A 20,520-nucleotide genomic window follows, 5' to 3' on the forward strand; every position below is an offset into this window, starting at 1 on the left:
GGGCCCCAACCCCGCCCGCACCCCGGCACGCGCCGCGCACCCACACGGGCGCCCACACCGCGCGGGCCCCCCCCCCCCTGGCCCCCCCCCACGAGTCCCTCTACGTCATCTCCGACTGGCCCGGCTGGTGGAACATCTACCAGGTCGGCCTGCACGGCGAGTCCCCGCAGGCGCTGTACCCGGCCGAGGAGGAGTTCACCGGGGCGCTCTGGCAGCTCGGCGGCATGCCGTACGCGCTGCTGGACGACGGGCGCCTCGCCGTCCTGCACGGCGAGGGCGACATGCGGCTGGGCATCTACGACCCCGAGACGCTCGACCTGGTCGACGTCGAGGTGCCGTACGAGGACTGGCACCCGCAGCTGTCGGCCGACGGCACCACGATCGTCGGCATCGCGGGCGGCCCCGACCTGCCGACGTCGGTGGTGCGCGTCGACACCACCACGGGCCGCGTCGAGGGGCTCCGCCGGGAGCTCGCCGAGCTGCCCGACGTGGCGTACCTGTCGAAGCCGCGCACCGAGCGCCTCGAAGGCCCGTTCGGGCGCCCCGTCCACGCCTACGTGTTCCCGCCGACCAACCCGGAGGCCGCCGCCCCCGAGGGCGAGCTGCCGCCCTACGTGGTATTCGTGCACGGCGGCCCGACCGGCCGGGTCTCCAAGGACCTCGACCTGGAACGCTGCTACTTCACCAGCCGCGGCATCGGCGTCATCGACGTCAACTACGGCGGTTCGACCGGGTACGGGCGCGCCTACCGCGAGCGGCTGCGCCGCCAATGGGGCGTGGTGGACGTCGAGGACGCCATAGCCGCCGCTCAGGCGCTCGTCGACGGCGGCATCGCGGACCCGGCGCGGCTGGCCATCCGGGGCGGTTCCGCGGGCGGCTGGACGACGCTCGCCGCCGCCACCCAGACCGACCTGTTCAAGGCCGCCACGTCCTACTTCGGGATCAGCGACCTGCAGAGCTTCGCCGCGGCCACGCACGACTTCGAGTCGCACTACCTGTTCGGGCTGATCGGCCCGCTGCCCGGCTTCGAGCGGGCCTACGAGGAGCGCTCGCCGCTCAACCGGGCCGACCGGACGGCCTGCCCGGTGCTGCTCCTGCAGGGCCTGAACGACCCGGTGGTGCCGCCGGACCAGTCCGAGCGGTTCGCGGTCGCGCTCGCCAACAAGAAGATGCCGTACGCCTACCTGACGTTCGAGGGCGAGTCGCACGGCTTCCGCCGCGCCGACACCGTCATCGCGTGCCTGGAGGCCGAGCTCGCGTTCTACGGCCAGACCCTCGGGTTCGAGCCGCGGGGCGTCGCCCCCATCGACCTGACGGTGGCCTGAGCCCCTTCACCGTCCCGTCCGCCGGCAGGTCGCGGCGGACGGGGCAGGACCGTCAGGGGGCGGGTCAGATGGCGCGCTTGTCGGCGGCGGCGCGCAGGTTGTAGACGTCACTGTCGAAGTACGCCGAGTACGACCGGGACGCCGTGTAGCCGCCGCCCTGGTAGCCGCCGATGACGCCGTTGATGTCGCCCTTCTGCGTCGTGTAGCTGTAGTTCAGCAGCCACGGGCTGCCGCTCGTGCCGCCGTAGAAGCCCGTGCAGTCCATCCGGATCTGGAACTTGGCCTGCTGCGCCGTCTTCGTCCGGCAGTAGATGGGCCGGTCGCGCGGGTCGAAGGCGATCTTCGGGTAGCCGGCCACGTTCACCGTCTTACCGGCGCCCTGGTTGATCGCGAGCTTGTTGTAGCCGACCGCCTTCTGGATCGTCTTGCCGCTCCGGTCGTTCAGCGCGATGAACCCGAAGTCGAGGTCGGGGTCGGTGCTGGTGATCCAGCGCTGGTCGACCAGCAGCATCTTGGCCGTCCACGTGCCGTAGGGCCGCTTCCCCCGGTCGTACTTGGGAACGAACGCCACCTTCGTCGCGTACTGCTTGCCCTTGCCGCCGTGCAGGCAGTGCGCCGCCGTGATCAGCAGCCGCTGCGACGAGCTCTGCACTACGCTCGCGGTGCAGAAGTGGTCGCCCTGGCCGTTGTTGAAGAACAGCGCGCCGATCGTCGGCACCCCGGCGAACGCCTTGGACTGCACGATCGACTGCGCCGACAGCGACCGCCCGGACGCGCCGCCGTTCGGGCGGTCGATAGGCGTCGCCGCGGCCATCCGGTTCGCCGTCCAGTAGCGGGACGCGTCGCCGGCGTCGGCCGCGCTGATCCGCATGCTCGCGGACGTGTCGGCCACCGTGCGCCCTTGGGCGTCGCCCGCCGAGTACCAGACCGTGACGGCGCCCGCCGCGACGATGCCGGCGCAGGCGCCGCCCGCGGCCGTCCACCGCATCCACCGATTGCGCATCGCGCAAAACTACCGATCTCCCCGCCCCCGCACAACGGGAACGATCACACCGGTCAGCGCGCGAACTCGATCGCCCGGGACTCGCGCACCACGGTCACCCGGATCTGCCCGGGATAGGTGAGCTCGTCCTCCACCTGCTTGGCGATGTCGCGCGCGATGACCTGCGCCTGGATGTCGTCCACCGAGTCCGGCTTCACCATCACCCGGATCTCCCGGCCCGCCTGCATCGCGAAGACCTTCTCCACGCCCTCGTGCTTCTCCCGGGCGATCTGCTCCAGCCGCTCGAGCCGCTTGACGTAGGCCTCAAGCGACTCCCGGCGCGCCCCCGGGCGGCTGCCGCTCACCGCGTCCGCCGCCTGCGTCAGCACCGCCTCCACCGTGCGGACCTCGACCTCGTTGTGGTGCGCCTCGATCGCGTGCACCACGTCCTCGTCCTCGCCGTACCGGCGCGCTATCTCCGCCCCGATGAGCGCGTGGCTGCCCTCCACCTCGTGCGTGAGCGCCTTGCCGATGTCGTGCAGCAGCGTGCACCGCTTGGCGACGTCCGCCGGCAGCCGCAGCTCGCTCGCCATGATCCCGGCGATGTGCGCGGACTCGATGAGGTGCTTCAGCACGTTCTGCCCGTAGGACGTCCGGTACCGCAGCCGGCCGAGCAGCGCGATCAGCTCCGGATGCATGTCGGCGATGCCGACCTCCACGAGCGCGTCCTCGCCGGCCCGCACGCACCGCTGCTCGACGTCGCTCCGGCTGCGCTCGTAGACCTCCTCGATCCGCTGCGGGTGGATCCGCCCGTCCAGCACGAGCTTCTCCAGGGTCAGCCGGCCGACCTCCCTGCGCACCGGGTCGAAGCAGCTCAGCAGCACCGCCTCGGGCGTGTCGTCGATGATGAGGTTCACCCCGGTGGTGGTCTCGAACGCGCGGATGTTGCGGCCCTCGCGCCCGATGATCCGGCCCTTCATCTCGTCGCTCGGCAGGTGCAGGACCGACACGACCGACTCGGCGGTCTGCTCGCTGGCCACCCGCTGGATCGCCAGCGTCACGATCTTGCGGGCGCGCTTGTCGCCCTCCGCCCGCGCCGCGTTCTCGATCTCCCGGGTGATCGGGATGGCCTCCCGCTTGGCCTGGTTCTCGATCGCCGCGACCAGTTCGCCCTTGGCCTGCTCGGCGGTCAGTCCGGCCGCGCGCTCCAGCACCTTGCGGCGCTCGTCCTCGACCTCGGCGAGCTCCTTCTTGCGCGCCTCCAGGGTCCGCTTGGTCTCGGCGAGCCGGTCCGCCCACTCCTGGAGCCGGCGCATCTCGCCGTCCAGGCGCTGCTCCCGCTCCGCGAGCCGGGTCTCCCGGCGTTCCAGGTCCTCCCTGGCGGTCCGCAGGTCGTCGCGGAGGGCCCGGGCCTCCTCCTCGGCGTCCGCGCGCGCCGACGCGGCGATCCGCTCCGCCTGCGCCTCGGCCCGCTCACGCGCCTCGCGGGCCTCCTGCTTGGCCCGCCCCCGGATCTCGTCCGCCTCGCCCCGCGCGCGCGCCATCTCCGCGGCGGCCTTACCGGGCACGCCGGGACGCCACAGGATGACGATGACGAGAGCGACCAGGGTCACCAGCAACGCTGCACCCAGCAGGACGCTCTCCATGAGGCAGATCCTTCCTCGCCGCGGGCCCGCCCGGGATCGGGGCCCTGACTAGCGAGGATTTACTCGCGCCAGGCCGACGGCCGGGTACACGGCACCGCCGGGCCGCGCGGTGCGCCCGGGCGTTACGGCCGGTTCCGGTCGACGAACGTGTCCTGTATGCCTCTCAGCTGCTGGAACGTGCTCGGTCGTATGGCAATCCGCGAGACGCGGAGTAACTCCTCACTGCCGTAACGGTAAGCGGCATGGAGGTAATGAGCAAGCAAACGCCGGGCATTCCGGACTAACCGAACGTCGGCGTGAGTCCTCCCTTACCGGTCCATCCGACCGCCCGCACCCCGCGCCACCTGCCCGATCTTCCGGCGCCGGAGTCAGGGAGGGGGCGGCGCACGGTCAGCCCTTCCGTCATTTCCGGCGTGTCGCCCCCCGACCGGAACAGATCGGGCAGAGTCAGTCGAGCGGTGGCGGCTCGTCGGGGAAGGCGTCCGGGTCGGTGCCCTCGTCGGCGAGGGCCTCCTTGACGACCCGGTAGGACAGGCCCGGCGGGTAGCCCTTGCGGGCGAGCATGCCGACGAGCCGGCGCATGCGCTTGGCGGGGTCGACGCCGCGGGTGCCGGACAGCTTGCGGTCGACCAGGGCCCGCGCGGTCGTCTCCTCCTGGCCCGGGTCGAGGGCCTCGACCGCGTCGCTGACGGTCTCGTCCGCGACGCCGCGCCGGCGCAGCTCCGCGGCGAGGGCGCGCTTGGCCAGGCCGCGCCCGGCGTGCCGGGACTGCACCCAGGCGCGGGCGAACGCCTCGTCGTCGATGAGGCCGACGTCGGTGAACCGGCCGAGGACCTTCTCGGCCACGTCGTCGGGGACGTCCTTGCGCCGCAGGGCGTCCGCGAGCTGCGCGCGGGTGCGCGGCGAGGACGTCAGCAGCCGCAGGCACACCTCCCGTGCCGCGGCCTCGGGGTCCGCGGGCGCCCGCCGGGCGGACTCCGCCTTCTCACGCGCCCCGCCCCGCCGCCGCCCACCACGCCCGTCCATGCCCTGCCCCTCCAGACCGCTCACCTCCCGCGTCCACCCCCGTCGCACCGCCGCCGGGCCCATCACCCAGCCCCGCGCCTCGACCGCCCCGATCAAGACCGGCTGGAAGCACTCGACGCCGGCGGCGCGCCGCTTCACGCGGCGTCCCGCCCGTCGCGCTCACGAGCGCCAAGAATCGTCCACGACCAATGTCAGAGCATGCCCGCCCCACAACGCCCCCGCCCGTCGCGCTGACGAGTGAAGGCTCGCCCACCGCAACCGGCGACAGGCTTTCTGCTCGGCCACGCGACGACCGACCGCCTCGACCGTCGCGCCCACGCCCGGGCCAGAACCGCCCGCCGCAACCGGCGAAGGTTTTCGCCCGGCCACGCGCCGACTCCGACCGTCGCACTGCCGAGCGAGGACCGCCCGCCGCAACCGCCGTCAGGCTTTGTGCCCGGCCACGCGGCAACCTGGGCCGCCTCGACCACCTTGACCGTCGCGCCCACGCCCGGGCCGGGACCGCCCGCCGCAACCGGCGACAGGGTTTGTGCCCGGCCACGCGGTGACCTCGGCCGTCGCGATCGCGAGCGAAGCCGGATTCAAGCGAAGCGAGAATCCGATCGCGCAGCGAGCCCCCAGGGCGAGTCGGAGCGATGCAGCGATCGCACGCATTGCCCGCCGAAGGGAGGGCGTCCAACGCCCGACCGCCAAGGGCAAGGCGAATTAACTAGAGCGACGGCGCCGTTGGGGAAGGTCCGCGCATCGGCGCGCCGGTGCGCGGTGGGGCGCCGCCGCCCTGCATACGAGATCATCGCTCACTCTTCGTCAAGAGTCACCCGGAACGGGGGATTCGCCGTCAGGAATCGCCCGCGGCCTTGCCCGCCTTGGCCTTCTTCCCGGCGGCGGCGCGGCCGGTGGCGGCGGCCGTGACGGGCGCGGCGGGCGCGGCTGCGGGCGCGGGGGCGCCGTCCACCGGCACGGCGGCCGGCTCGGCCTCCTTGTCGACCTTCGGCCCGATGCCGAGCTTCTCCTTGATCTTCTTCTCGATCCCGTCGGCCATGTCCGGGTTGGCCTTGAGGAAGTTGCGGGCGTTCTCCTTGCCCTGGCCGAGCTGGTCGCCGTCGTAGGTGTACCAGGCGCCGGACTTGCGGACGAAGCCGTGCTCCACGCCGAGGTCGATGAGGCCGCCCTCGCGGCTGATGCCCTGGCCGTAGAGCAGGTCGAAGTCGGCGACCCGGAACGGCGGGGCCATCTTGTTCTTGACGACCTTGACGCGGACCCGGTTGCCGACGGCCTCGGTGCCGTCCTTGAGGGTCTCGATGCGGCGCACGTCGAGCCGGACGGAGGCGTAGAACTTCAGCGCGCGGCCGCCGGTGGTGGTCTCCGGCGAGCCGAACATGACGCCGACCTTCTCGCGCAGCTGGTTGATGAAGATGGCGGTGGTCTTGGTCTGGTTGATCGCGCCGGTGAGCTTGCGCAGCGCCTGCGACATGAGGCGGGCCTGGAGGCCGACGTGGCTGTCGCCCATCTCGCCCTCGATCTCGGCGCGCGGGACGAGCGCGGCGACGGAGTCGATGACGACGATGTCGATCGCGCCGGAGCGGATCAGCATGTCGGTGATCTCCAGGGCCTGCTCGCCGGTGTCGGGCTGGGAGACGAGCAGGGCGTCGATGTCGACGCCGAGCTTGGCGGCGTACTCGGGGTCGAGGGCGTGCTCGGCGTCGACGAACGCGGCGATGCCGCCCTTCTTCTGCACGCTGGCCACCGCGTGCAGGGCGATGGAGGTCTTGCCGGAGCCCTCGGGGCCGTACACCTCGACGACCCGGCCGCGGGGCAGGCCGCCGATGCCGAGCGCGATGTCGAGGGAGATCGCGCCGGTCGGGATCACCTCGACGGGTGCCCGCGCCTCCTCGCCCATCCGCATGACCGAGCCCTTGCCGAACTGCCGCTCGATCTGGGCGAGTGCGGTCTCGAGAGCCTTCTCCCGGTCGTTCGCTGCCATGTGAGATGTCCTTCTCGTTGTGACTTGTCGGCTCTCGGCCGCTGGTCTGCGATGTCGAGGGCGACGTTACGGCGGGCCACCGACACTTTCGAGATGCGGGCGCGGTTGTGGACGACGACACCGGCCGAGGTCAGCTTACCGAACACTCGTTCGATCATCGCCCGGTGCACCGATTCGGGTGGGAATCACCGTGCGCGCCGTGGTCCGGACCCCGTACGCTGGCGCCGTCAACGGAGGGTTCCATCATGACGCTGACCGTCCTCTTCTGCGTCGATCCGATCCACCCCCGGCGCGTTGACCCCCACTATGCACGCGAGGCCGCGGCCGTGCGGGACCACTACGGCGAGACGGCGCTGCTGGACCACGACGCGCTGCGGCGCGGGGACGTGGAGGCGGCGATCCGCGCGGTCCCCGCCGACCTGGGCCCCGTCTGGTATCGCGGCTGGATGGTCACCGGCCCGGAGTACGCCGCGATGGCCGCCGCCCTGAAGCAACGCGGGACGGTGCTGCTGACGCATCCCGACGACTACACGCGCGCGCACGAGCTGCCCGGCTGGCACGACACGTTCGCCGGGCTGACACCGAACAGCGTGTGGCGCCCTCTCTCACCCGGGCAGGACCCGGGCGACCTGAACGCGCTCGCCGAGTTGGTCCGGCCGCTGCGCGGCGGCCCCGGGGTGGTCAAGGACTACGTGAAGTCGCGCAAGCACGAGTGGGACGAGGCGTGCTTCGTCCCGGACGTGAAGAACCTCGCGCGGCTGCGCGACGTGGCCGCCAAGATGATCGCCCTGCAGGACGAGTACTTGGCGGGCGGCCTCGTGGTGCGCGAGTTCGAGTCCTACGACGGCGAGGGCGAGGCGCGCGTGTGGTGGGTGGACGGGGAGCCCGCCCTCGTGGGGCCGCATCCGGACACGCCGGGCCTGGAGCCCGATCCGGAACTGGACGCGGTCGCGCACGCGGTCCGGGCGCTGGGCTGCCGCTTCATCACGACCGACCTGGCGCGCCGCACCGACGGCGAGTGGCGGGTCGTGGAGGTCGGCGACGGCCAGGTCAGCGACCTGCCCGCGTCGGTGGACGCGATGGACCTGTACGCGCACCTGCCGGTCCCGGACTGACGCACGGCGCGTGTCCGGGGCGTGACGGAACCGGCATATGCCCTCTTCCGTCCCATGTTGGGCCGCCTCTAGGCTGTGGCCGCTGTTCAGCCCCTTCGCGAAGGACGTGTTCCCCTTGCCTCCTCAGGAGCCCCGTCGCCGGCTCAGTTCCCGCACCGTCAAGGTGGGAATGGTGAGCGCGCTGTCGCTGACCCTGGTCGCCTGCGGTTCCAGTTCCACCACGGCGCGGTGCGTCGACCGCAACGCGCCGTCCGGCAAGGGCGGCTACAAGGTGGTCCCTGACCGGTACTGCGACGTCGACGACATCGACGGCGGGGGGACCGGCTCCTACAACCGCTACTTCTGGTACTACGGCGGCAAGCGCGGCTCGAACGGCTTCGTCTCGGGCGGCAGCCAGTACCGGCCGAGCAAGGGGAAGATCAAGTCCGGTAGCGGGAAGACGCTGAGCCGGGGCGGCTTCGGCGGCAGCGGCAAGAGCGGGAGCTGATGTGCGCCGGATGCGTTCGACGCCGAGGGACGGGTGGGCCGAGAAGGTCGAGGCGCACGGGCTGGCGTTCCACCGGACCGCGCACCCCGAGCACCTGACCCGTCCCTACTGGGACGAGTCCGTCCACTACGTCTTCGACATGGACGAGGTGCTGGCGCTAGAGGCCGTCGTCGAGGAACTGCACGAGATGTGCCTGCAGGTGGTCGAGCACGTCGTCAGCACGGGCCGCTACCACGTGCTCGGCATACCCGACTGGGTGGCGCCCCTCGTCGAGGAGTCGTGGCGGCGGCGCGACCCGCACCTGTACGGACGGTTCGACCTCCGCTATGACGGCCACGGTCCCGCCAAGCTGCTGGAGTACAACGCCGATACGCCGACCGCGCTCGTCGAGAGCTCGGTGGTGCAGTGGTACTGGCTGCAGGACGTGTATCCCAATGACGACCAGTGGAACTCCATCCACGAGCGGATGGTCGCCCGGTGGAAGGACCTCGTGCCGAAGCTCGGCGGCGGGCCGGTGCACTTCGCGTGGACCACGGAGGACGAGACCGGCGAGGAGGTCATGACGATCGCCTACATGCAGGAGACCGCCGAGGAGGCGGGCCTGCCGGGCGTGGCGATCGCGATGGAGGACATCGGCTGGGATAGGTCGCGGCGCCGGTTCGTCGACATGGACGAGCAGGAGATCCGCACGCTCTGCAAGCTCTACCCGTGGGAATGGATCGTGGCGGAGCCGTTCGGGCGGGAGATCCCGAGCGCGCCGACGTCCTGGATAGAGCCGATCTGGAAGATGGTCCTGTCGAACAAGGCGCTGCTGGTGCTGCTGTGGGAGCTGTTCCCGGGGCATCCGAACCTGCTGCCGGCGTACCTGAACACGCCTTCGGGCCTGACCTCTTACGTGCAGAAGCCGCTCCTGGGGCGGGAGGGCGCGAGCATGCGGATCGTCGCGCCGGACGGCAGCGAGCAGCGCACCCAGGGCGACTACGGCGCGGAGGGGTTCGTCTTCCAGGAGTTCTGTGCGCTGCCGGACTTCGACGGCGAGCACCCGGTGCTCGGCGCGTGGGTGATCGAGGACGGGTCGGCGGGCGTGGGCATCCGCGAGACGTCGGGGCTCATCACCGATGACACGTCGTCGTTCGTCCCGCACCGCATCGCCCTGTAGCGGCCTGCGGCGGCCTGCGGCGCTCTCCGAGGCGCGGTGCGGCGTTACTGGAGCCTGGAGGGGACGTCGAAGGTGGCGACGACGGCCTGCCAGACCCGCTTGGCGGGCTCGCCGTCCGCGAGCGCCTGCTCGATGGTGCGCCCGCCCAGTTCGGCCATGACGTAGTCCTTGGCCACGCTCTGGGCGTAGGCCTCGCCGAACTGCTGGTTCATCCGATCCCAGAAGACTGTTAGACGCACGCGTCCACGCTATCCGACGGGCGGGCCGTCCAAGGACCGCGCGATCTCGCCGGGGACGGCGGGGCCGGTCCCCTGGCGGTACTGGCGGTGCAGGCCGGTCAGGTAGCGCTCGACGCCTTCGACGACGCGGGCCGTCCGGTAGGAGGGGAAGACGTCGAAGGCGTGCTGCCCGCCCTTCATCTCGGCGTAGATGACCGGCGCCTCGGAGACGTCCCGCAGCCGTTCGACGAAGCGGCGCGCCTCCAGGACGGGGATGAGCGAGTCGTGGGTGCCGTGGATGACGAAGAAGGGCGGGGCGTCCTTGCGGATGTAGGTGACGGGCGAGGCCTTGGCGTACACCTCGCGGTTCTCCTCGAAGGGCAGTTTGACGACCATCTTCTCCACCAGCCGGGTGGAGCCCATGGGGACCGGCCATGGGCCGGCGTCCACGAAGTTGTAGACGCCGTAGAAGGGGACGGCGCCCTGGACGGAGGTGTCGGCGTCCTCGAAGCCCGGCTGGAAGTCGGGCACGTTCGCGGTGAGCGCCACCATCGCGGTGAGGTGGCCGCCCGCCGAGCCGCCCGTCACGCACAGGAAGTCGGGGTCGGCGCCGTACTCCTCGGCGTGCTCCTTGTACCAGGCCAGGAAGCGCTTGAGGTCGATCAGGTGCTCCGGCCAGGTGGCGCGCGGGCTGAGGCGGTAGTTGACGTTGAAGCCGACCCATCCTTGGACGGCCATGTGGTTGAGCAGGGGCAGCCCTTGTTCGCGCTTGTCGCCGATGACCCACGCGCCGCCGTGGATCTGCATCAGCCCCGGGCGCAGCCCTTCCGCCGGGCCGTCTCCGGCAGGGCTGTAGACGTCCAGCTTCAGGCGCAGTCGCCCGTCCTGGTGGTAGACGACGTTGCGCTGCACCTTCACGCCCTTGCGCGGGATCAGGCACAGCGGCGGGACGATCAGGGGCGCCAAGGGGAAGCGCGGTGCGCCGTCCGGGTCGAGGTCGAGGGGCGCCCCGCTCTCCCGGAGCGTGACGACGGTACGGCGGGACGCAAGGATGATGGCGACGGTCCCGGCGGCGCCGAGGACGCCGAGGGCGAGGCCCGCCCAGCCGGCCCAGCCGCCCAGTCCGCCGTAGGCGGCGGTGAGGGAGAGCGCGGCGATCTCGGTGACGAGCAGGTGCGGGGCCATCTCGATGGTGAGCCAGCCGGAGAAGAAGCTCGGCACCAGCAGGAGCGCGCTGTGCCGGGGGGCGTGCGCGTTGGCCGCGAGAAGAACGAACAGGATCCCGAGGGCCAGCAGCAGGTAGGGCATCTCGACTCCTTGGCGGCATGCGTCCTTCCGGTAGACCATGCCCATACAAGCGCTTGCTTACAACGTGACGCGCGCCACGTGGGCGCATTCTGTCGGACCCGCGAGGCAGTATGGCGCCATGGGCGGTGACGTGCTCGAACGCTTCTCCCCGGCGACCCGTGCCTGGTTCGCCGGGGCCTTCGCCGCACCCACCCCCGCGCAGGCCGGCGCGTGGGAGTCGATCGCCGGCGGCGACAACACCCTGGTGGTGGCGCCGACGGGGTCCGGCAAGACGCTCGCCGCGTTCCTGTGGTCGCTCGACCGACTCACCGCCGGCCCGCCGCCGGCCGACGGCGCGGACGAGGCCGGCGAGGCCGCGCCGGAGGGCCGGTCCGTCCCGGCCGCCGACCCGCTGCGCCGCTGCCGCGTGCTGTACGTCTCGCCGCTGAAGGCCCTGGCCGTCGACGTGGAGCGCAACCTGCGCGCGCCGCTCACCGGCATCCGGCACGCCGCCCGCCGGCTCGGCCTGCCCGAACCGGACGTCCGGGTCGGGATGCGCTCCGGCGACACCCCGGCCGACGAGCGCCGCCGGCTCGCCGTGAAGCCGCCGGACATCCTGATCACCACGCCGGAGTCGCTGTTCCTGATCCTCACCTCGCGCGCCCGCGAGTCGCTGCGCGGCGTCGAGACGGTGATCGTCGACGAGGTGCACGCCGTCGCGGGCACCAAGCGCGGCGCGCACCTGGCGCTGTCCCTGGAGCGCCTGGACGCCCTGCTGGACCGGCCCGCGCAGCGGATCGGCCTGTCGGCGACCGTCCGCCCGCCGGAGGAGGTCGCGGCGTTCCTCGGCGGGACGCGCCCCGCGTCGGTCGTGCAGCCGGGCTCGGACAAGGTGTTCGACCTCGACATCGTCGTCCCGGTCGAGGACATGGGCGAGGTGGGGCAGTTCGTCGCGGAGTCCGGCACCGCCGACCCGCGGCAGCGCAGCATCTGGCCCCACGTGGAGGACCGGCTCCTCGACCTGATCCAGGCGCACCGCTCGACGCTGGTGTTCGCCAATTCGCGGCGCCTGGCCGAACGCCTCTGCGGGCGCCTCAACGAGCTCGCCTACGAGCGCGCGACCGGCGAGCCGCTGCCGGAGAACCACTCCCCCGCCGAGCTGATGGCCGAGGCGGGCTCGGCGCGGGGCGCGCCGCAGGAGATCGCGCGCGCGCACCACGGGTCCGTCTCCAAGGAGGAGCGGGCCGGGATCGAGAACGCGCTCAAGGAGGGCCGCCTCCCGGCCGTCGTCGCCACCTCCAGCCTGGAGCTGGGCATCGACATGGGCGCGGTCGACCTGGTCGTCCAGGTGGAGTCGCCGCCGTCGGTGGCCAGCGGCCTGCAGCGGGTCGGCCGCGCCGGGCACCAGGTCGGGGCGGTGTCCAAGGGCGTCATCTTCCCCAAGTACCGGGGCGACCTCGTCCAGACGGCCGTGGTGGCCGAGCGGATGCGCGGCGGCGAGATCGAGGAGCTGCACTACCCGCGCAACCCCCTCGACGTGCTCGCGCAGCAGATCGTCGCGATGGTCTCCATGGACGAGTGGACCGTCGACGACCTGGAGACCCTCGTCAAGCGCGCCGCCCCGTACGCGACGCTGCCGAGGTCGGCGCTGGAGGCGACCCTCGACATGCTCGCCGGGCGCTACCCCAGCGACGAGTTCGGCGAGCTGCGCCCGCGCCTGGTCTGGGACCGCGTCACCGGCGTCCTGCACGACCGCCCCGGCGCGCAGCGCCTCGCCGTGACCAGCGGCGGGACCATCCCCGACCGCGGCCTGTTCGGGGTGTTCCTGGTGGGCGAGAAGTCGTCCCGCGTCGGCGAGCTCGACGAGGAGATGGTCTACGAGTCGCGGGTGGGCGACGTGTTCGTGCTGGGCGCCAGCTCGTGGCGGATCGAGGACATCACCCCCGACCGCGTCCTGGTCTCGCCCGCCCCCGGCCAGCCCGGCAAGCTGCCGTTCTGGCACGGCGACGCGCTGGGCCGACCCGCCGAGCTGGGGCGGGCGCTGGGCGCGTTCACCCGCGAGCTGGCGGAGCTGCCCGCCGAGGCGGCCCGCGAGCGCGTCGCCTCGGCGGGCCTCGACGACTGGGCCGCTGGGAACCTCGTGTCGTACCTGGGCGAGCAGCGGGAGGCCACCGGGCACGTCCCCGACGACCGGACGATGGTCGTCGAACGGTTCCGCGACGAGCTCGGCGACTGGCGCATGGTCGTCCACTCCCCGCTGGGCGCGCGCGTGCACGCCCCGTGGGCGCTGGCCATCGCGGGCAGGCTCCGCGAACGGTACGGCGTCGACGCGCAGGCCATGCACGCCGACGACGGCATCGTCATCCGCATCCCCGACATGGACGAGCCCCCGAGCCTCGACCTCGCGGTGTTCGACGCCGACGACATCGAGCGGATCGTGGTGGACGAGCTGGGCGGCTCGGCGCTGTTCGCGGCGCGGTTCCGCGAGTGCGCGGCGCGCTCCCTGCTGCTGCCGCGCCGCCGCCCCGACAAGCGGATGCCGCTGTGGCAGCAGCGCCAGCGCGCCGCGCAGCTTTTGGCGGTCGCGAGCAAGTACCCGTCGTTCCCGATCGTGCTGGAGACGATGCGCGAGTGCCTGCAGGACGTGTTCGACGTCCCCGGCCTCGTCCAGCTGATGCGCGACATGTCCGGCCGCAAGGTCCGCCTGGTCGAGGTCGAGACGCCGGAGCCGTCGCCCTACGCGCGCTCCCTGCTGTTCCACTACGTCGGCGCGTTCATGTACGAGGGCGACTCGCCGCTCGCGGAGCGCCGCGCCCAGGCCCTGGCGCTCGACTCGGCGCTGCTCGCCGAGCTGCTCGGCCAGGCCGACCTGCGGGAGCTGCTCGACCCGGACGCGGTCGCCGACATCGAGCGCGAGCTGCAGCGCCTCGTCCCGGACCGCCGCGCCCGCGACCTCGAAGGCGTCGCGGACCTGCTGCGCGCCCTCGGCCCGATGACGACCGCCGAGGTCGCCCTCAGGACGACCCTGGCCCCCGGCGACGAGGGCGCCGGCCCCGAGGCGGCGGGCGAACCGGGCCCGGCGCGGGAGGTGCTGGTCGCGGCGTCGCGCTGGCTGGAGGACCTCGAGGCCACGCGCCGGGCGATCCGCGTCCGCGTCGCCGGGGAGGAGCGGTGGGCCGCGATCGAGGACGCGGCGCGGCTCCGCGACGCGCTCGGCGCGCCGCTGCCCGTCGGGGTCCCCGAGGCGTTCCTCGAACCGGTGGACGATCCGCTCGGCGACCTGGTCTCCCGCTACGCGCGCACACACGGGCCGTTCCGGACCGGGGACGTCGCCACCAGGTTCGGGCTCGGCGCCGCCGTGGTCGCCGAGACGCTCCGGCGGCTGGCGGGCGCGGGTCGCGTCGCCGAGGGCGAGTTCCTGCCCGTCGAGGCCGTCGCGGGCCCGCTGACCAGCGAGTGGTGCGACGCCGGGGTGCTGCGGACGCTGCGCCGCCGGTCGCTGGCCCGGCTGCGCGCCGAGGTCGAGCCGTCCCCGCCGGAGTCGCTCGGCCGGTTCCTGCCGGCCTGGCACGGCATCGCGGGCGGGTCCCGGCTGCGCGGCATCGACGCGCTCGTCCAGGCGGTCGAGCAGCTGCAGGGCGCGGCGGTCCCGGCGTCGGCGCTGGAGTCGCTGGTCCTGCCGTCGCGGGTGGCGGGCTACTCCCCCGCCATGCTGGACGAGCTGACGTCCGCGGGCGAGGTGGTCTGGGCCGGGCAGGGCGGGCTGCCCGGCGGCGACGGCTGGGTCTCGCTGTACCTGGCCGACACCGCGCCGCTGCTCATGCCGGAGCCCGCCGAGATCACCCTCACACCCGCGCACCAGGCCGTCCTGGACGCCCTCGACGGCGGCGGCGCGCTGTTCTTCCGCACCCTCTCCGACCGGGTGAACGCGCAGGTCACCACCACCGACGCCGACCTCGCCACCGCCGTGTGGGACCTGGTCTGGGCGGGTCGCCTCACCAACGACACCCTCGCCCCGCTGCGGGCGGCGCTCGGCTCGGGGCGTCCCACGCACCGGTCGCGGACGACCCGGCGCGGCCGTCCCGTCCTGCCGTCCAGGACGGGCCCGCCCACGGTCGCGGGCCGCTGGTGGCCGCTGCCGGCGCGCGAGACCGCCGCGACGCTGCGCTCGCACGCGCTGGCGGAGGCGCTGCTGGAGCGGTACGGCATCGTCATCCGCGGCGCGGTGGCGGCCGAGCGCACGCCCGGCGGGTTCTCCGCGGTGTATCCGGTGCTGCGCGCGTTCGAGGAGAGCGGCCGGTGCCGCCGCGGGTACTTCGTCGAGGGCCTCGGCGCCGCGCAGTTCGCGCTGCCCGGGGCGGTCGACCGGCTCCGCGCGCTGCGCCCGTCGGGCACCGCGCCGGACGACCTCTCGGCGCTCTGGGAGGCGCCGCGCAAACCGGACGTCCGCGCGCTGGTGCTCGCCGCCGCCGACCCGGCGAACCCGTACGGCGCCGCGCTGCCGTGGCCGGACCGCGACGACGAGGTCGCGAGCGGCCACAAGCCGGGCCGCAAGGCGGGCGCGCTTGTCGTGCTGGTCGAGGGGCGCCTCGTCCTGTACGTGGAGCGCGGCGGCAAGACGCTGCTGACCTGGGACGACGACCCGGACGTGCTGCAGCCGGCGGTCGACGCGCTCGCGCTCGCGGTCCGCGAGGGCGCGCTCGGCAAGCTGACCGTCGAACGCGCCGACGGCGCGGCGATCAACGACTCGCCGCTCGCCGCCGCTCTGGAGTCGGCGGGGTTCCACCCCACTCCTCGGGGCCTGCGGCTGCGCGCCTGACCCGCGCGGCTGCGCCCCTGACCCGCGCCGCGGCTGCGCGCCTGCCCCGTGACCGCCCTGACGCCCGGCGGCCGTCGCCGCTCCGCCGGGCACCGGCGGCCGGCGCGCGCAGCACGACGGCCACGGCGGCGGCGCACGCCAGGACGCCCGCGAGCGAGAGCGGGGCCAGCGTGCTGCCGAACAGCGCCCACGCGCCGAGCATGGTGGCGGGCGGGGTGAGGTAGAGCAGTGCGGAGGCGCGGCCGACGCCGCTGCGCCGGACGTTCACCCAGTACAGGCCGTAGCCGCCGAACATCGCCATCACCACGAGGACGGCGACGGCGGTCCAGAACGCCGGGTCCGCCGGCGGGGCCAGGTCGCCCGTGGCGCCGGCGAGGGCGGTGAAGAGCAGGGCGCTGATCCCGGCCTGGACGGTGAGGGCGTCCACGAGCCCGATGGACGGCCGGGTGCGGCGTTCGAGGAGGGTCGCGCCGACGAGGCAGAGCGTCGCGGCGAGCGGCAGCGCGTAGGCCCAGGGCGGCGCACCGCCGCGCAGGTCGCCGCCGACCACGAGCGCGACGCCGCCGAGCCCGGCGGCGAATCCGGCCAGCTGCCGCCGGGTGATCCGCTCGCCGAGCACGGGCACGGCGAGGACGGCGGCGAGCAGCGGCTGCAGCGCGGTGATCAGGTTGTCGACGCCGGCGCTGACGCCGTGCTCGGCGGCCGCGAAGACGCCGTACAGGTAGCCGCCCTGCCCGAGGGCACCGATGATCAGGTGCAGGACGAGGTCGCGGCGCGGGATGCGGGGGCGCCGCCATGCGGCCCAGGCCAGGAGCAGCCCTCCCGCGACGATGAACCGCCAGGCCAGCAGGGTGCTCGCCGGTGCGGCGCCGGCGCCGAGCTGCGCGCCGATGAAGCCGGAGCTCCAGGTCACGACGAAGACGGTGCCGATGGCGGCGCCGAGCAGGGCGTCGCGGTGCGGGACGGCGGCGATCCCTCGGGAGGTATACATACCGGTATAGTTACCCTGTATCCACACCGGTATGTAAACTTGGCGCACCAGAGGGAGAGGCCAGGAGCGAAGGAGCCGCCGATGCCGACCACAGCAGGGGAACGCCCGCTCACCCCCGCCGCGCGGCGGGTGCTCCAGGTCGCGGGCGAGCTGTTCTACGAGCGCGGCATCGGCTCGGTCGGCATGGAGCTCGTCGCGGCCGAGGCCGGGGTGACCAAGAAGACCGTCTACGACCGGTTCGGCTCCAAGGAGGCGCTCGTCCTGGCCTACCTGCGCGCCCGCGACGAGCGCTGGCGGGCCTTCCTCACCAGGTGGATCGACCCGGTTCCCGGCGCCCGCGACCGCGCCCTCGCGACCTTCGACGCCCTCGGGGAATGGCTGTCCACCGAATGCGGGCGCGGCTGCTCGATGGTGAACGCCTGCGCCGAGCTCCCCGACCCCCGCCACCCCGTCCACGCGGTGGCCGCGGAGCAGAAGGCGTGGGTCAGGGACCTGTACGCCGGTCTCGTCGCCGACGCCACGCTGGCCGACCAGCTCCTCATCCTGCACGAGGGCGCGGTCGTCGCGTTCAGCGTCGCCGGCGTCCGCGACGCCACCGCCAAGGCCCGCGCCGCGGCCGACGCGCTCCTGCCCGGGAAGGTCAGCGGCGGCGGCCCTTGAACATGGAGATCAGCCCGCGGAGGGCCCGCTCGTCGAGGGAGCCGAACGGGTTGTCGTGGACGAGGTAGGTCCACGTCGCGGACGGCCGCTTGAGGCCCGCCGCGTCGAGGTCGACGCCTTCCGCGGTCGCGGTGAGCTCCTCGAACGCGGCCACCGACCGCCGGCGGGCGTCGCCGAGGAGGCGCTTGCCCGCCGGGACGGCCTCCCGGTTGAACTCGACCAGCGGGTCCAGGCCGCGGCCGAGCGAGCGCAGGTGGATGCCCTCGCGCAGCTCGGCGAGGAAGGCCAGGTGCTCGGCCCAGCAGCGGTCCAGCTGGTACAGGACGACCTGCCGCGCGGCCTCCGCGACCGCCTCGGCGCCGGCGGCCTTCACCAGCTCGGCGTGCTTGGCGGGCGCGTCCGCGGCCATCGCCGTGTCGGCGGCGTCGCCGGTCAGGACGGCGTCGCGTTCGGTGAGCACCTCGCGGCGCTGCAACCCGATCAGCTGGTTGTAGCGCCAGGTGTTGCGGTGCAGTTCGAGGTCGACGCCTTCGGCGACCCGCTGCGCGTGGCCGACGATCCAGTGCGCGCCCTTGTCCTCGACGCGGCCCTCGTCGCCGATCGGGCCCCGGTAGGTCTCGTCGGGCGCGTAGCGGGTGACGAGGTCGTCCTGGAGGCTCGTGAAGAACACCGACCCGCCGGGGTCGCCCTGCCGGCCGGCGCGGCCGCGGAGCTGGTCGTCCAGCCGGCTGCTGTGGTAGCGGCCGGTGCCGATCACCAGCAGGCCGCCCGCGGCGGCGACCTGCTCGCGCCGCGCCCCCTCCTGCTCGGCGGGCGCGGTGCCGGGGACCGGCGCGCCGGGGCCCCCGCCGAGCCGGATGTCGGTGCCCCGCCCCGCCATCTGGGTGGAGACGGTGACCGCGCCCGGCGCGCCCGCCTCGGCGATGATCGCGGCCTCCTCGGCGTCGTTCTTGGCGTTGAGCACGACGGGGTCGACGCCCGCGCGGACGAGCCGGCGGGCGAGCCGCTCGGACTCGGCGACGTCGCCGGTGCCGACCAGGACGGGCCGCCCGGCGGCGTGCGCCGCGACGATCTCCTCGACGACCGCGACCTCCTTGTCGGCGGTGGTGGCGTAGAGGCGGTCCGGCTCGTCGTCGCGGACGCGGGGCCGGTTCGGCGGGACGACGGCGATCTGCAGCCCGTAGAACTCGGTCAGCTGCCCCGCGACGGCCATCGCGGTGCCGGTCATCCCGCAGCGGACCGGGTAGCGGCCGACCAGCTCCTGCACGGTGATCGAGTCGAGGATCTCCCCGGACGGCGACGCCGCCAGCTCCTCCTTCGCCTCGACGGCCGCCTGCAGGCCGTCCGGCCAGCGCTGCAGCAGCGCGACCCGGCCCCGCGACTCGCTGATCAGCTTCACCGCGCCGTCCCGGACGATGTAGTCGACGTCGCGGCGCAGCAGCACCTCGGCGTGCAGCGCGACGTTCACGGCGGTCAGCGTCGCGAGGTTCTCGGGGGCGTACAGGTCGAGGCCGAGGACGCGCTCGACCTCGCGCGAGCCCGCGGCGGTCAGCTGGACGTTGCGGGCCTCCTCGTCGGTGGCGTAGTGCAGGCCGGGCCTCAGCCGCCGGACGAGGTCGGCGTACCGCGGGTCGGCGGGGTCGAGGTCGGCGGCGCCGGCCAGCACCAGCGGCACCATCGCCTCGTCCACCAGCACCGAGTCGGCCTCGTCGACCAGCGCGACGGACGCGGCCCGCTGGACGGCGTCGGCGGGGTCGGTGACGAGCCGGTCGCGCAGGAGGTCGAAGCCGATCTCGCTGACGGGCGCGTACACGACGTCGGCCCCGTAGGCCGCGCGCCGCTCGTCCGGCGTGGACGCCTGCCCGATCGCGTCGACGGACACCCCGAGCAGGGCGTACAGCGGCCCCATCCACTCGGCGTCGCGGCGGGCGAGGTAGTCGTTCACCGACATCACGTGGACGCGTTCGCCGCGCAGCGCGTACCCGGCGGCGGCGAGTGCGCCGGCCAGGGTCTTGCCCTCGCCGGTCGCCATCTCGGCGACGTGCCCGGACAGCAGCGCCAGGGTGCCGGTGAGCTGGACGTCGAAGGGCCGCTCGCCGATCGCGCGGCGGGCGGCCTCGCGGCCGATCGCGCAGAACTCCGGCAGGTCGGCGACCAGGTCCGGGACGGACGCGGCGGCGGTGAGCTCCGCGTCGGTCAGCGCGCGGACCCGCTCCTCGCGCCGTCCGGCCTCCTCGGCGATGGCGCGGAAGGGCTCGAGATCGACGCTTCCCGGCTTCTGGACGAGCCGTCGGAATCGGTCAAGCAGCGCCATAACGCCCCCTCGATGGCTCGGTCACGGTCCCCCCAACGGCCGGGTCGGATCCCTCGTTCCACATGATCACCGCGGAAGGTCTCCGGAAGATCTCCGGGAGGTCTCCGCACGAGGTCTGACCTCGAATTCATCCCCAAGATGGATCCCCCCGAGCCGCCGGTTTGAGACCATAGAGGCATTACGGGGTTGCGGTGGCCACGGGGAGAGCGCCACCGCGGAACGGGGTTTCACCATGACACCTACGGCACGGTGGGCCGCCGCGCAGCGGCGCAAGCGTCAGATCATCAGCCAGACCCTCATCGACCGCGCTCTCAACGACCCGCGCCGCCACGACCAGGCCGCGACCGTCGAGGCGCAGGAGAAGTAACCGGGCGACGAGTGCCCGCGCGGGCCGCCCCCGCGCGGGCGGGCGCCCCCCCCCCCCGCGGGGGGGCCTCGGTACCCCCCCACATCCCCCCCAGCCCCCCCAACCCCCCCCCCCCCACCCCCCCCCCCCCCCCCCCCGCG

The 20,520-nt window shown here is 73.5% G+C and carries 15 protein-coding genes; 7 read left to right on the forward strand and 8 right to left on the reverse strand.

Annotated features, from left to right (window positions below; translation table 11 throughout):
- Window positions 1-1,325: alpha/beta hydrolase family protein (locus tag ABT299_RS32330; RefSeq protein WP_500253045.1), on the forward strand; the 1,325-nt coding region annotated here is incomplete at its 5' end.
- A gap of 64 nt (window positions 1,326-1,389) precedes the next feature.
- Here the strand turns inward: ABT299_RS32330 and ABT299_RS32335 are convergent.
- The 4 genes from ABT299_RS32335 to recA form a co-directional block, all read right to left on the reverse strand.
- Window positions 1,390-2,328 (reverse strand): trypsin-like serine peptidase, encoded by a 939-nt coding sequence (locus ABT299_RS32335; RefSeq protein WP_500253046.1) that lies wholly within the window; start codon window positions 2,326-2,328, stop codon window positions 1,390-1,392.
- Window positions 2,329-2,381: 53 nt separating this feature from the next.
- Entirely contained in the window at window positions 2,382-3,953 is a 1,572-nt protein-coding gene (gene rny / locus ABT299_RS32340; RefSeq protein ID WP_190856227.1) for a ribonuclease Y, read from the reverse strand.
- A 447-nt stretch (window positions 3,954-4,400) separates the two neighbouring features.
- Window positions 4,401-5,117 carry a regulatory protein RecX gene (locus tag ABT299_RS32345; protein WP_500253047.1) on the reverse strand — a complete coding sequence of 239 codons (717 nt, stop codon included), beginning with the start codon at window positions 5,115-5,117 and terminating at the stop codon, window positions 4,401-4,403.
- Between the two features lie 700 nt (window positions 5,118-5,817).
- On the reverse strand, window positions 5,818-6,963 hold the full coding sequence (gene recA, locus ABT299_RS32350) for a recombinase RecA (protein ID WP_190856228.1): 1,146 nt from the start codon (window positions 6,961-6,963) through the stop codon (window positions 5,818-5,820).
- Between the two features lie 245 nt (window positions 6,964-7,208).
- Between recA and ABT299_RS32355 the strand changes: the two genes are divergently transcribed.
- The 3 genes from ABT299_RS32355 to ABT299_RS32365 all read left to right on the forward strand — a co-directional run bounded on the left by ABT299_RS32355 (window position 7,209) and on the right by ABT299_RS32365 (window position 9,724).
- Window positions 7,209-8,078: an ATP-grasp domain-containing protein gene (locus tag ABT299_RS32355; protein ID WP_387031252.1), complete on the forward strand. Its 870-nt coding sequence runs from the start codon at window positions 7,209-7,211 to the stop codon at window positions 8,076-8,078.
- A gap of 169 nt (window positions 8,079-8,247) precedes the next feature.
- Complete coding sequence (locus tag ABT299_RS32360) at window positions 8,248-8,565, forward strand: hypothetical protein (protein ID WP_387031254.1); 318 nt, start codon at window positions 8,248-8,250, stop codon at window positions 8,563-8,565.
- Window position 8,566: 1 nt separating this feature from the next.
- Complete coding sequence (locus ABT299_RS32365) at window positions 8,567-9,724, forward strand: glutathionylspermidine synthase family protein (RefSeq protein WP_500253048.1); 1,158 nt, start codon at window positions 8,567-8,569, stop codon at window positions 9,722-9,724.
- 44 nt (window positions 9,725-9,768) lie between these two features.
- On the opposite strand, the gene ABT299_RS32370 is transcribed toward ABT299_RS32365, so the two are convergent.
- Window positions 9,769-9,963, reverse strand: a complete 195-nt coding sequence (locus ABT299_RS32370; RefSeq protein WP_208265106.1) for a DUF3046 domain-containing protein — start codon at window positions 9,961-9,963, stop codon at window positions 9,769-9,771.
- 9 nt (window positions 9,964-9,972) lie between these two features.
- The gene (locus tag ABT299_RS32375) at window positions 9,973-11,250 is read right to left on the reverse strand and encodes an alpha/beta hydrolase fold domain-containing protein (RefSeq protein WP_500253049.1); all 1,278 of its coding nucleotides are present in this window, start codon (window positions 11,248-11,250) and stop codon (window positions 9,973-9,975) included.
- Window positions 11,251-11,368: 118 nt separating this feature from the next.
- Between ABT299_RS32375 and ABT299_RS32380 the strand changes: the two genes are divergently transcribed.
- A complete protein-coding gene (locus ABT299_RS32380) occupies window positions 11,369-16,048 on the forward strand; it encodes an ATP-dependent helicase (protein ID WP_500253050.1) in 4,680 nt (1,559 codons plus the stop codon).
- Here the strand turns inward: ABT299_RS32380 and ABT299_RS32385 are convergent.
- Window positions 15,969-17,039 carry a DMT family transporter gene (locus ABT299_RS32385; protein WP_387031264.1) on the reverse strand — a complete coding sequence of 357 codons (1,071 nt, stop codon included), beginning with the start codon at window positions 17,037-17,039 and terminating at the stop codon, window positions 15,969-15,971. The two genes, ABT299_RS32380 and ABT299_RS32385, sit on opposite strands and share 80 nt — an antisense overlap.
- Window positions 17,040-17,120: 81 nt before the next feature.
- Here ABT299_RS32385 and ABT299_RS32390 point away from each other — a divergent pair, with 81 nt between their 5' ends.
- Window positions 17,121-17,699 carry a TetR/AcrR family transcriptional regulator gene (locus tag ABT299_RS32390; protein ID WP_500253051.1) on the forward strand — a complete coding sequence of 193 codons (579 nt, stop codon included), beginning with the start codon at window positions 17,121-17,123 and terminating at the stop codon, window positions 17,697-17,699.
- Here the strand turns inward: ABT299_RS32390 and secA2 are convergent.
- Window positions 17,680-20,013: an accessory Sec system translocase SecA2 gene (gene secA2 / locus ABT299_RS32395; protein WP_500253052.1), complete on the reverse strand. Its 2,334-nt coding sequence runs from the start codon at window positions 20,011-20,013 to the stop codon at window positions 17,680-17,682. The genes ABT299_RS32390 and secA2 overlap by 20 nt on opposite strands.
- A gap of 232 nt (window positions 20,014-20,245) precedes the next feature.
- Between secA2 and ABT299_RS32400 the strand changes: the two genes are divergently transcribed.
- Window positions 20,246-20,380: a hypothetical protein gene (locus ABT299_RS32400; RefSeq protein WP_277819903.1), complete on the forward strand. Its 135-nt coding sequence runs from the start codon at window positions 20,246-20,248 to the stop codon at window positions 20,378-20,380.
- The last annotated feature ends 140 nt before the right edge of the window (window positions 20,381-20,520 follow it).

The organism is Spirillospora sp. NPDC000708 (assembly GCF_040299565.1).
Lineage (GTDB): Bacteria > Actinomycetota > Actinomycetes > Streptosporangiales > Streptosporangiaceae > Spirillospora.